12 protein-coding genes and 2 pseudogenes are annotated in these 11,856 nt (G+C 63.1%); 6 read left to right on the top strand and 8 right to left on the bottom strand.

Features of this window, described 5'->3' with window-relative positions:
- Positions 1-72: 72 nt before the first annotated feature.
- The 4 genes from ACM2ZB_RS17725 to ACM2ZB_RS17710 form a co-directional block, all read right to left on the bottom strand.
- A complete protein-coding gene (locus tag ACM2ZB_RS17725) occupies positions 73-609 on the bottom strand; it encodes a type II TA system antitoxin MqsA family protein (RefSeq protein ID WP_416056419.1) in 537 nt (178 codons plus the stop codon).
- A 28-nt stretch (positions 610-637) separates the two neighbouring features.
- Positions 638-1,180 carry a hypothetical protein gene (locus ACM2ZB_RS17720; RefSeq protein WP_416056418.1) on the bottom strand — a complete coding sequence of 181 codons (543 nt, stop codon included), beginning with the start codon at positions 1,178-1,180 and terminating at the stop codon, positions 638-640.
- A 410-nt stretch (positions 1,181-1,590) separates the two neighbouring features.
- Positions 1,591-2,664 (bottom strand): 3-deoxy-7-phosphoheptulonate synthase, encoded by a 1,074-nt coding sequence (locus ACM2ZB_RS17715; RefSeq protein WP_416056417.1) that lies wholly within the window; start codon positions 2,662-2,664, stop codon positions 1,591-1,593.
- 258 nt (positions 2,665-2,922) lie between these two features.
- On the bottom strand, positions 2,923-3,183 hold the full coding sequence (locus tag ACM2ZB_RS17710; RefSeq protein ID WP_416056416.1) for a hypothetical protein: 261 nt from the start codon (positions 3,181-3,183) through the stop codon (positions 2,923-2,925).
- 538 nt (positions 3,184-3,721) lie between these two features.
- Between ACM2ZB_RS17710 and ACM2ZB_RS17705 the strand changes: the two genes are divergently transcribed.
- The 5 genes and pseudogenes from ACM2ZB_RS17705 to ACM2ZB_RS17685 form a co-directional block, all read left to right on the top strand.
- On the top strand, positions 3,722-4,081 hold the full coding sequence (locus tag ACM2ZB_RS17705) for a hypothetical protein (protein WP_416056415.1): 360 nt from the start codon (positions 3,722-3,724) through the stop codon (positions 4,079-4,081).
- Between the two features lie 321 nt (positions 4,082-4,402).
- Positions 4,403-5,146, top strand: a complete 744-nt coding sequence (locus ACM2ZB_RS17700; protein WP_416056414.1) for a hypothetical protein — start codon at positions 4,403-4,405, stop codon at positions 5,144-5,146.
- Positions 5,147-5,267: 121 nt separating this feature from the next.
- Positions 5,268-6,502: pseudogene (locus ACM2ZB_RS17695) on the top strand (IS3 family transposase).
- Between the two features lie 112 nt (positions 6,503-6,614).
- Positions 6,615-7,016, top strand: a complete 402-nt coding sequence (locus tag ACM2ZB_RS17690) for a hypothetical protein (protein ID WP_416056413.1) — start codon at positions 6,615-6,617, stop codon at positions 7,014-7,016.
- Positions 7,017-7,472: 456 nt separating this feature from the next.
- Positions 7,473-7,796 (top strand): annotated as a pseudogene (locus ACM2ZB_RS17685) (hypothetical protein); the annotation flags it as partial.
- A 121-nt stretch (positions 7,797-7,917) separates the two neighbouring features.
- Here ACM2ZB_RS17685 and ACM2ZB_RS17680 read toward each other — a convergent pair.
- The 3 genes from ACM2ZB_RS17680 to ACM2ZB_RS17670 all read right to left on the bottom strand — a co-directional run bounded on the left by ACM2ZB_RS17680 (position 7,918) and on the right by ACM2ZB_RS17670 (position 9,576).
- A complete protein-coding gene (locus tag ACM2ZB_RS17680) occupies positions 7,918-8,259 on the bottom strand; it encodes a DUF6616 family protein (RefSeq protein ID WP_416056412.1) in 342 nt (113 codons plus the stop codon).
- 82 nt (positions 8,260-8,341) lie between these two features.
- A complete protein-coding gene (locus ACM2ZB_RS17675) occupies positions 8,342-9,079 on the bottom strand; it encodes a DNA alkylation repair protein (protein ID WP_416056411.1) in 738 nt (245 codons plus the stop codon).
- Complete coding sequence (locus ACM2ZB_RS17670; protein WP_416056410.1) at positions 9,076-9,576, bottom strand: MarR family winged helix-turn-helix transcriptional regulator; 501 nt, start codon at positions 9,574-9,576, stop codon at positions 9,076-9,078. The genes ACM2ZB_RS17675 and ACM2ZB_RS17670 overlap by 4 nt, the downstream gene beginning before the upstream one ends.
- Before the next feature lie 194 nt (positions 9,577-9,770).
- On the opposite strand from ACM2ZB_RS17670, the gene ACM2ZB_RS17665 reads away from it, so the two are divergent.
- On the top strand, positions 9,771-10,037 hold the full coding sequence (locus ACM2ZB_RS17665; RefSeq protein ID WP_416056409.1) for a hypothetical protein: 267 nt from the start codon (positions 9,771-9,773) through the stop codon (positions 10,035-10,037).
- A 117-nt stretch (positions 10,038-10,154) separates the two neighbouring features.
- Here ACM2ZB_RS17665 and groL read toward each other — a convergent pair whose 3' ends face one another.
- Positions 10,155-11,804 (bottom strand): chaperonin GroEL, encoded by a 1,650-nt coding sequence (groL, locus tag ACM2ZB_RS17660; protein ID WP_006473018.1) that lies wholly within the window; start codon positions 11,802-11,804, stop codon positions 10,155-10,157.
- Between the last annotated feature and the right edge of the window lie 52 nt (positions 11,805-11,856).

Here is an 11,856-nt window from a genome sequence, read left to right as displayed (position 1 = left end):
ACTGTAGAGCCGAGCCATGCTCGGCTGCTTCTTGCGTCAGTCGAGCATGGCTCGACTCTACAGAACGGCGGGTCAGCGCGCGGAGCGGATTGGACTACCTGGCGTGCCGGACATGGCGCGACGGCTGCGCGCCACACGTCGGGTGGACGCGGCTGCAGCGTCCTGTGGCCTGTCCAGCAGCGGGACCGCCGTGCCGGTACGCTCGGCGAGCCAGCGAACGACTTCGGGTTTCTCGATGGCCAGTGACAGCAGCATCGTGGTGGCATCGTCCGGATAGGTCGTCTCGTTCTCGTAGCGGGAGAATGCGATCGGGCCTTTTCCGAACAGCGTTGCCGCTGCGCGCTGGGTCAAACCATAGCGGCGGCGGAATGCCAGGACGTCTTCGCCGAGCAACAGGCCGCCGTAGTGCTCGCGCCGCGCGGCAAGCCGCTTGAGGTTCTCGATCTGCTGCTCGGCACTGGTTGCCGTTGCGCCGCATGCGGGGCACTCCAGCGCCAGCAGCTCGACGACCACAGGATTTCCGCGCGGGCTGAAGTGCCGTTCGCGCTTGGATGCGACCAGTTGCGCTTGCTGGCAGGCGGGACACATCCGAGGGTTGGCTTTATTCATGGCGTGCTCCGGTCAGACGTATGGCGAGCTACAGATGGCAACTGAGCAGAACGATTCGCAGACTTCCATTCTTGCCAATGGAAAATTTGAGGTAGTAGTTGATGTCCGAATGGTGGAGCCGACGCTTCCGCACATCGTCGTAGCGGACGGCGTATGCGTCGCACGGATGCCAGGTGCCCAGCTGATCCTTGCACCACTCTGATCCCTTGTAGTCCTCCGCCTGCAGGCACAGCAGACAGTCCAGCAGATCACCCAATGTCCAGCGCAGGTTTTCCAGATCCCGTTGTGCTTTGTGGGTAGCGACCCAGACGTCATCAGGCCGCAACGCACCCGTGCGGACGCACTGCTGCAAGGCCGACAGATCAATCAAGGCTGACCCGCGGACATTGATCGCCCGGCGCGACGTCCCGGAGTCCTTGTGCCGCTGCAACTGTGTTGGATCAACCCTCCACAGCATCGGCTTCAATTTATCACCGTGATAAGTTTCGTCAAGTCCATGGCCGATCTTCCGCTCCTGCCGCCCTGGGGTGGCGACGCCCGGACGGATTACCGTGGGGCGGAGGTGGGGCAAGGGGAATGGTCGTTTGCGGCAGGCAGCGCCGGGCACGGTCGAGACCCGTCTGCAGCCTGCAGATTCTTCAGTGGAATCAGTGAGGTACGGTTTCGATGAATGCCTGCCAGACGCAGGATCATTGATAGCCGGGAGCGCGCTGTCGGCGCTGGCGCGGCCGCCGACGGGTCGTAGCCGTCATTGGCGGGCGGGCGGTTCATCCACGCATGGCGTGGATCTACTGCGTCAGTCGAGCATGGCTCGACTCTACAAAAACCAATATCACCACCCCGGCGATGTACCTGGCGCTGTCGCACTTACGCAGCGCCAGGCGCATCGCCGGTGCGGACGGGTCGGTCTCCAACTCCGACCGACCCTGATCGCGGCCGCACCCCCGCAGGCGCTGGCCGCCATCCACACACGTGCCGCGATCAAGCGGCTTCGGACACCTTTACTTCACGACGGGCGCGCACGGCAGCGGCCAGGCGCTCCAGCACGTCCACGGTGGTGTCCCAATCAATGCAGCCATCGGTGATGCTCTGGCCGTAGACCAGCGGCTGGCCATCCACCAGTTCCTGGCGGCCACCGACCAGATGGCTTTCCACCATCACGCCGACGATGCGCTGCTCGCCGTCTTCCAGCTGGGTGGCGATGTCCTCGATCACCTTCGGCTGGTTGTCCGGATTCTTCAGGCTGTTGGCGTGGCTGGCATCGATCATCAGGCGCGTCGGCAGCTTGGCCTTGGCCAGTGCCTGGCAGGCCTCGCCGACGCTGGCCGCGTCGTAGTTCGGCTGCTTGCCGCCACGCAGGATCACATGGCAATCCGGGTTGCCGGTGGTCGACACGATGGCGGTACCACCCTGCTTGGTCACCGACAGGAAATGATGCGGGTTGTACGCTGCGCCCACGGCATCGGCGGCGATCTTGACGTTGCCATCGGTGCCGTTCTTGAAGCCGACCGGGCAGGAAAGGCCCGAGGCCAGTTCGCGGTGCACCTGGCTTTCGGTGGTGCGCGCACCGATGGCGCCCCAGGCGACCAGATCGGCGATGTACTGCGGCGAGATCACATCGAGGAACTCGACGCCGGCCGGCAGGCCCAGCTTGTTGATGTCGCGCAGCAGGCCGCGGGCGATGCGCAGGCCCTTGTCGATCTTGAAGCTGCCATCCAGGTCCGGGTCGTTGATCAGGCCCTTCCAGCCCACCGTGGTGCGCGGCTTTTCGAAGTACACGCGCATGACGATCTCCAGTTCGCCGGCCAGCGCATCGCGCAGGGGCTTCAGGCGCTGGGCGTATTCGATGGCCGCGTGCGGGTCGTGGATCGAGCAAGGGCCCACCACCACGGCCAGGCGGTCGTCACGGCCATGCAGGATCTGGTGCAGGGCCGCGCGCGAGGCGCTGACGGTGTCGGAAGCTTCATCGTCGCAGGGCAGCATCGCCAGCAGCTGGGCGGGCGGTGTGAGCGGTTCGATGGTACGGATACGCAGGTCGTCGGTGTGCGGGGGCATTGCGGGGGTTCTCCGGAACGTTGGGGGTCCCCAGCGTGGCGACATGAAAAAAGCCGCCAGGTTCGCTGGCGGCTTTCGGGAATGCGTCTGAAGGTTTCTTCAGGGTGAGCGCAGTCCTTCCTCCGCCGGGGGCTTCGGAAAGTAATACCAATAAAAGTTGGCGTGGGCTGCGTTCATGGGGTGTATTGATAGCACAGCTTTGGCGCAGTGCAAAATGTTTCATCGGCAACTGCGGGAGCTGTTCAGGCAGTGCCCGCGTCAACGTTTGCCGTGCACTTCCACATCCAGCAGCAGGCCCTCGTGGATGTCCACCCAGCGCTCCACCACGCGGTCCAGTTCCTTCCGGGCCTCGTCCAGCTGCTCGGGGTTGAGCAGGGAGCGGGCGGTGTAGAGGTCGGACACCAGCTGACGCAGGGTCGTTTCCAGGATGGCGACCGACGGCCCTTCCAGCCCCGGCAACTGCAGTGCCGGGCTGTCGCCAAGGGTTCCGTACAGCGTCACCTGGAGCTTGCTCTGCATGATCGACTTCCCTGCGGATGGACATGGGCAACCGTCATGTTTACCCGGAATCGATGACACGCGCATGTGCCTACGCGCGCTGGTGCTTCAGGCCGACTTCTTCATTGCCCGAACTGTCGCGATTGAACCGGCTCGCGACACGGTACGTGATACGCAAGTAACTTCGCGGAAGCGAAGCTCAACCGAAGAAGAATCCGGATGAAACAGCAGGTTTCATGGCGTGGAGCCTGTGCAATACTGCGACGCGCTTTCATGGCTGTCGCGGATGCCCTTGGTGCTGCGCGCAGGCATGTGCACTAGATGGATTGCCACCGAAAAAGGGTGGCCGGGTCGGCAAAGCCCGTGGAGATGCTGTTTACGCTTGCCGGCCGGCGTCGCTTCGTGCGGCGCCGGCTGGCAATCCGTCCGCGTTCCATGGCGGGCGGTGCGTGGGGGCGCTTGCGCCCGCCGGTATCAGCATCTCCCGGTCTTTGCCGCCACGTACCGTCCGCCACCTATTCCGGTGGCGCTGCCGTCCTCTCTGTACGGAGCACACGCCATGAACGCAAAGCACGTCCCCTTTCCCGGTAGCGGCCACAACGACCCGGCCAACACCGAAGACGCTGCCCCTGATCCCCACGGTTTCATCGCCAACCTGCAGCGCATCGGCGCGGGCTGCGGCAGCGATGGCCTTCCCTGGCCTGAACCAAAACTGCCGATTGGCCGACGCATCCAGTTGGCCGATGGCGACTGCGCCTTGGCTGGGCTGCGCATCGTGCATGAGGTGATGCTGGCCGCCGAGCGCAGCCGTCAGAACGGCGGCCCGGAACATGATGTTGGACCGCGCGTGATGGAAGGTCTGATGATGGCCTGCCTGGAACTGGGTACGCACGTAGCAGAGCGGGTGCGACCTCGGTAGCGCTACTGCGTGAGTCGACTCGATAACTGCCTGCCAGCCGTGCAGCATCCTGCACGGCTGGTGACTACGCCATGGCTCGAGTTCTCCCTGGCGCTGGCCTCCAGACATGCCAACGTTTGCCGTTGACGCATTCCACCAAAGTCCAAACGTCCAGAAACCTGTAGCCCCAACTGATCGACGCACAGAATCGCAGTTCAGCTTAGGTGGAATGCGGGTCAGCCTGCGTCAGATATTCCTTACTACACAACGAGCTTGACGATGGCCGGATCATGCATCAGTTTCCGTCGCCACGACCGGTTAATAGGACTTCGGGAACAGGTAGTGAATAAAACCCATCGTTTCACGCGTTCAAGCAGCGGTGGCCACCTGCTGGTGCTGACCTGCGTGCTTATGGCCTTTTTGGCGGGCTGCGCAGTAGATGGATCAAGCGTGGGGGCCGTCCAAGACAACAAAAGCACCCCCATGATTCCGGTTGACGAAGTACGTAGGCAGAAGGGCGAAAAGAATCAGCCTGCCGCAGCTGTAAGTGTTTCCTTGCCACGCGCAACACGGCAAGACATGGGCTTCGACGATGACCCATGGGGAGCCACGAACGTGCAGGAGCAGCACTGGTTGGATCGGCATGGATACCCGAACAAGGAACAGCATGAGACGTTCACCGGCGCCTCCGACGGCATCCTTTGGAGTGCGGCCAATGCTGGGGACATCGTTGCCCAAGTCATGTTGGACACGCGGGCGCTGCCGGAGCGCGAAGCCTTGGATCGACTGTTGATCAAAGGCGCTGAGGGCAATCTCTATGCGCTGCAGTCTGCTGCATCGTTCTTTGCTGGAAGCACACAAGGTGATGTGGTCACCGGCTACGCAATCGCGCGAGTCGCCGAGATGAGAGGAGATACGTCACTGGCACTGGCCAGGGAAATGATGTTCAGAACTCCATTGACAGTTGAACAACGAATGCGTGGTGAAGCGGAAGCGCTGAAGCTCAGCAGAACGCTGGATGCCATATATCGGGAAAAAACCGGAAGCGAGTTCATCCCCGATCCTCGACCGCTACCGTCTGAGTAGTTGTTCGTTTCACACGCAAGGAGCAAAAGCTGAAAACGTCCGTAAAGCTGTGCCTGATTTCTGCTGGATGACCCGTCCTGAATTGGGTTGACACCTTTTCCCTCTGGAGAAGGAATGTTCAATGAAATCAACAGTCAGGCGCACCCAGCGGGATTACTCGCTGGCCTTCAAGTTGTCGGTGGTCGACCAGGTCGAGCGCGGGGAACTGACCTACAAAAAGGCCCAGGAGCGCTATGGGATCCAAGGGCGCACCACGGTGCTTTCCTGGCTTCGTCGGCATGGTCGGCAAGATTGGTCGGCTGGGGCATCATTCCCTCCCATGAGCACTGTCCCCAAAGCCGGAGCGGCCAAGCCGCTTACGCCGGAACAACAGATCAAGGCCCTGCAGGTCCAGTTGCGGGAGGCAAACGAGAAGGCGCAGCTCTTCGAGGCGATCGTGGACGTCCTCAAAGAGGATTACGGTGTGAAAATCGTAAAAAAGCCTTCCGGCAAGTCCTCACGCAAAGGCGCCTCAAAGGCATAAGCGTGGCAAGGGCTTGCCGCCATTTCGGCATCAGTCGGCAGGCGTTCTATCAGGCGGGGCACCGCCATCAGCGGCGAAACGCTGCTGATGCCACAGCCTTGGCGCTGGTGAGCGATTGCCGCGCGCGCCAGCCTCGGGTCGGTACACGCAAGCTGCATCACCTGATTGAACCGAAGCTGCAGGAGGCGGGAATCGCTCTGGGTCGGGACCGTCTATTTGACGTGCTTCGAGAAGCACGGCTGCTGGTGCCGCACCGTCGTGCGTATCACAAGACCACCAACAGTCATCACCGCTTCCGGAGGCACCCGAACCTGCTTAAACCGGGCGAGGGATGCGTGATGCCGACCGGCAGTGAACAGGTATGGGTCGCGGATATCACCTATCTGCCCACAGATGGGAATTTCGTTTACCTGAGCCTGGTTACAGACGCCTGGTCACGCAAGATCGTGGGCTGAAGCGTGAATGAGACGCTGCAGACCGAACACACCGCACAAGCATTGGAAATGGCTCTGAAAGCGCGGAAAACCAGACAGCGTCTGATCCATCATTCGGATCGAGGCATCCAGTACTGCTCGGACAACTACCAGAACATCCACGCCAAGCATGGCCTGACCTGCTCCATGACTGACGGCTACGACTGCTATCAGAACGCGCTGGCGGAGCGGATCAACGGGATCCTCAAATGCGAGTTTTTGCTTCATCGCCCACGGGACCTGGGTCAGGCACGGCAGATGGTGGCTGAGGCAGTGCAGATCTACAACGCCGAGCGACCCCACCTGTCACTTAAAATGCAGACGCCCGATGCGATGCATCGGGCGTCTTTGGCCGCCTGACGGCGGCCGGATCATCCACCCCATAGGTGTCAACCTATGGCAGGACGAGTCAGGATGTTGCGCCGGGATTGCAATCGCCTGTTCAGAGCTACCCATCCCACCTCTTCCTCCCTTGAAAGTTGATATCAAGGACATCTCAAAGGAGCGCGCCGCAGGCGCCAGCGATCCTTTTGCCTCGGCCTTCAACAAGAAGCTGGATGAAGCTGCGGAGAAGGTTGTTGGCGCCGCTGTTTGGCGCAACAACTACTTCAAAGGAAATGTGAGTTACACCACAAGGATCATGATGATGACCGGGCGCGCCATGATTTACGTTGAAAAGCCCTGCGGCCAGCGCGCACAGGACTCATCGAATGACGGCAGCACTGCTGGGCAACCTGGAGCCGGTGGCGGTGGCGGTGGCGGTGGCGGTGGCGGTGGTGGCGGCGGCATTGGAGGCTGGCTGCCCGGAGGAGGAGGTTGTTACGGCAATTGCCAACCCCCTTATGGAGAAGTTGGACCGGTCGAGCAGGCTTGACAGCCCAATGAGCGAAACCAATGAACGGAGCTTGCCGCGAATTCTGGATTACAGCGAAGCTTAGCGACTGACGCGCCCGCCATTTATCGCAAGCAAAGTTCAATTGCAGGAAGCTAGGCGCAAACGCCCGGCGTTTCCCTCTCAACGCGTGTGCGATATAGCGCCGTGCGTTATGAATGCCGCGGACGCACTCGACGTTCTTCGCAGGCATCTACTCTAGATAGATTGCCACCGAAAAAGGGCGGCCGGGTCTGGAAGCCCCTGCGACAGAAGAAACGTTTGCCAGCCGGCGCCGCGTGTTGCGGCGCCGGCTTCCATATCGTCCGCGTTCCATGGCGGGCCGCGCGTGGGGACCCAAGGGTCCACCGGTTTACTTCTGTTTCCCGGCTTCCAGACACGTACCGTCCGCCACCTGTTCCGGTGGCGCTGTCGTCTTCGCTGGACGGAGCACACGCCATGAACGCAAAACACGTCCCCTTTCCCGGTAGCGGCCACAACGACCCGGCCAATACCGAGGAAGCTGCCCCTGATCCCCACGGTTTCATCGCCAACCTGCACCGCATCGGCGCGGGTGCCGGCAGCGATGGCCACCCCTGGCCCGAACCAAAACTGCCGATTGGCCGACGCATCCAGTTGGCCGATGCCGATTGCGCCCTTGCCGGGCTGCGCATCGTGCATGAGGTGATGCTGGCCGCACAGCGCAGCCGCCAGCATGGCGGCCCGGAGCATGATTTCGGCACGCGCGTGATGGAAGGGCTGATGATGGCCTGCCTGGAACTGGGACGCACGCGGCAGAGCGGGTGCGACCGCGGTAGTCAGGCATTGGCGGAAGACTGGGAGCCGCCGGGCATGGCCCGGCGCTATCGGGTGGCGTGGGGGTTCATCCACGCATGGCGTGGATCTACTCGTGGGACGCCAGATCGTGCAGGTGCTGCGGCATGGCATCCACGGCGCCTACCGTGTTGGTGGTGGTGAAGTAGTCATGCCAGCCCGTCGCGCTGATGGCAGCCAGCAGTGCATCGGCATCGGTGCGGCTGGCGCACTGCCAGACCGCGTAGAACTGTTCGGTACTGCCATGCGGCACATCACGCGCGACGCGGCCCATTGCCAACGGCGTGATGCGCGCCACGTCGAACTGCTGCATGCCGGCGCCAATGCGTGCGAAGAAGGTGCTGCGTTGTTCGGGCGGGAGTGCGACCCAGGCGGGAGTGGCGGTGTAGTGCTCGATGAGGATGTGGGGCATTGGGGCCTTCCTTGGGTTGGTGGGTTTGCCGGCCAGCGGCCGGCACTACCGGGATGCGGGGTTCTCCGGTTGGCGGCCGGCACTACCGGAGGGAGCGTTGGGCGCGCTTGCGGATGTACGCGTTTGCTGCGCTGCTGTGTTCGTGTTGCCAGCGCGCGCAGAGGTCGCGCACCCACTCGGGTTGTGTCTTGCTGGCATCGTTGAGCCAGTTGCCCACCGAGTCCTGCACGTAGCGCTCGGGGGCGTTGGCCAGGGCGTCCACCAGCGGCAGTGCGTGCTGCGGTTGTTGTTTGAAGAGCGCGATATGGGTGGCCCAGACGCCGCGTGGACGCAGTGCTTCGCAGGCGAAGCGACGGAGGTGGGGCGAGACTGCGCTTGTCCACGGCAGCAGCAGCGTCAGCGCCTGCAGCGGCGCGGCTACGAGATCGCCTCGTACCGCCAGCCAGGCCCATTCGCGTACGCCGAAGTGCGCGTCATCGGCCAGTGGCTGCATCGCCTGCAGCTTCTCGGCAAGGCCCAACGTGGTATCGCTGCCGATCAGGTAACACGCCCAGCCGCGCACGGTGTCCGATGGGTGCGACTGCCAATGCAGGACATCGCCCTGCCCCGCTTCGCGCAGCAGCGCGGCAGCCAAGGCCATGCGCTGGGTGATGCCCTTGCTGGCCGCATCACGCATGCGCTGCACGGCAGCCTCGGGCAGCACCGCAACGGTCTGCAGCAGCACGGCGAAATCCACGGCGAGGCATTCGGCCAGATGCGTGCTGGCGGCCGCACCGGTGTCGAGATCGCGCTGTCGCTCGGCGCTGATCGCAGCACTCACGGCGTCGCCTCCCGACCACGGTCAGTGTGCTGCCAGACCTTCATCAACAACTGCGCCAGCTGCGCTTGCTCGGTTGCGTCCAGGCCGTTGAACAGTCCACCGATCCACTGCGTGTGCTGGTTGAACAGTTCCTCGGCCAGGCGCCTGCCGCGCGCGGTCAGCACGATCTGCAGGCGGCGGCCGTCTTCGGCATCGTGCTTCCGCTGCAGCAGGCCCTCACGCTGCAGCCCGTCCAGCAGGCCACTGATGGTGGCGCGGGTGACGCCTGCGCGCTCGGCCAGCTCGTGCGGGGGCAGCGTGCCGCCGGCGCCTTGCAGCAGGAACAGCACCATGAAGCGGCCTTCGCTGAGGCCATGCGGTGCGAGGCGGGTGGCGCAGTCGCGGTCGATGGCATTGGACAGGGAAAGCAGCTGGAAGCACAGGCGCAACTGCGCCAGGTTGGCGTGGCCGCGACGGGCGGCTTCTTCGATGAGGGCGCTGTGTTTCGCTTCCAGCATTGCGGCCACCGATGTGATTAGGCGGCTAAGCATAATTTCAAAAACGGGAATTTCCAAGGTCTGATGACGTGGGGTGACATCTCATCCACGCATGGCGTGGATCTACTGGACGCCGGACCCAGGCGCGCGGGATTTACGCGACCTTGGCGGGCGGCGCAGTATAAGAACCAGACACCCGTCTCTCTGGACCCCGCATGCCCCCTTCGCAAGCCGATGCCATTGCCAGTGCCGTGATGCAGCCCGACCACCGGCGTGACGAGATCGCCGTGCGCCAGCAGGAGGAGATGCAGCAGCTGCAGCGCCAGCGCAGGGCAGCCGCCATCGGCCTGGTCGGCATGGCCGCAGGCGGATTGATTGCCTACCAGTCGGGGCTGCCCTGGGTGAAGGGCGTGCTGTATGGCGGTGTTCCTACGTTTTTCATCGCCAAGGTCTGGTTGGATCGGCGCGCGTTGCGCGGTTGAGGCCGCGCGCGGTTCATCCACGCATGGCGTGGATCTACCCGAGGGCATCGCGATCCGCGCCCACAAAAAAACCCCGCCTTTCGGCGGGGTTTTTCATTACGTCGGGAACGCGTGGACTTAGAAGTCCATGCCGCCCATGCCACCCATGCCGCCCATGCCACCGGCGCCGCCCATGGCCGGTTCGTCCTTCTTCGGAGCTTCGGCAACCATGGCTTCGGTGGTGATCATCAGGCCAGCGATCGAAGCAGCGTTCTGCAGCGCCGAACGGGTCACCTTGGTCGGGTCCAGGATGCCGAACTGCAGCATGTCGCCGAACTCGCCGGTGGCGGCGTTGTAGCCGAAGCTGCCGGTGCCTTCCTTGACCTTGTTGATGATGACCGACGGCTCTTCGCCGGCGTTGGCCACGATTTCGCGCAGCGGGGCTTCCATCGCACGCAGGGCGATCTGGATGCCGTGGTTCTGGTCTTCGTTGGCGCCCTTCAGGCCAGCCAGCGAGGTGACCGCACGGACCAGGGCAACGCCGCCGCCCGGGACCACGCCTTCTTCAACGGCTGCACGGGTCGCGTGCAGGGCGTCGTCGACGCGATCCTTCTTTTCCTTCATTTCGATTTCGGTCGAAGCACCGACCTTGATCACGGCAACGCCGCCGGCCAGCTTGGCAACGCGTTCCTGCAGCTTCTCGCGATCGTAGTCGGAGGAGGTGTCCTGGATCTGGGTCTTGATCTGGCCGACGCGTGCGTCGACGGCAGCCTTGTCACCCACGCCATCGATGATGGTGGTGTTTTCCTTGGAAACCTGCACCTTCTTGGCGCGGCCGAGGTCCTTGATGGTGGCCTTTTCCAGCGACAGGCCCACTTCTTCGGAGATCACGGTGCCGCCGGTCAGCACGGCCATGTCTTCCAGCATTGCCTTGCGACGGTCGCCGAAGCCCGGAGCCTTGACGGCCACGACCTTGACGATGCCACGGATGGTGTTGACCACCAGGGTGGCCAGCGCTTCGCCTTCGACTTCTTCGGCAACGATCAGCAGCGGCTTGCCGGCCTTGGCGACGCCTTCCAGCACCGGCAGCAGGTCACGGACGTTGGAGATCTTCTTGTCGTGCAGCAGGATGAACGGATCATCCAGGTCAGCGGTCTGCGACTGCTGGTTGTTGATGAAGTACGGGGACAGGTAGCCGCGGTCGAACTGCATGCCCTTGACCACGTCCAGCTCGTTGTCCAGGCCCGAGCCTTCTTCAACGGTGATCACGCCTTCCTTGCCGACTTCCTTCATCGCGTCAGCGATGATCTGGCCGATCGACTCGTCCGAGTTGGCCGAGATGGTACCGACCTGGGCAATGGCCTTGTCGTCGGCGGTCGGCTTGGAGATGTTCTTCAGCTCGGCAACGGCGGCCACGACGGCCTTGTCGATACCACGCTTGAGGTCCATCGGGTTCATGCCGGCGGCCACAGCCTTGGCGCCTTCGCGGATCAGGGCCTGGGCCAGCACGGTGGCGGTGGTGGTGCCGTCGCCAGCGTCGTCGTTGGTGCGGGAAGCAACTTCCTTCACCATCTGCGCGCCCATGTTCTCGAACTTGTCAGCCAGTTCGATTTCCTTGGCGACGGACACGCCGTCCTTGGTGATGGTCGGAGCGCCGAAGCTCTTTTCCAGCACGACGTTGCGGCCCTTCGGGCCCAGGGTGGCCTTGACGGCATTGGCGAGAACGTTGACGCCGCGCACCATGCGCGAACGGGCGTCTTCACCGAAACGAATATCCTTGGCAGCCATTGTAATTACCTCATTGGTAGCGCCGGGCCGTGCCCGGCGGCTGGGATTTTGG

The sequence above is a fragment of the Stenotrophomonas maltophilia genome (assembly GCF_047782825.1).
Taxonomy (GTDB): Bacteria; Pseudomonadota; Gammaproteobacteria; order Xanthomonadales; family Xanthomonadaceae; genus Stenotrophomonas.
The sequence above is the reverse complement of the archived record's forward strand: the minus strand, read 5'-3'. Positions and strand labels throughout refer to the sequence as shown.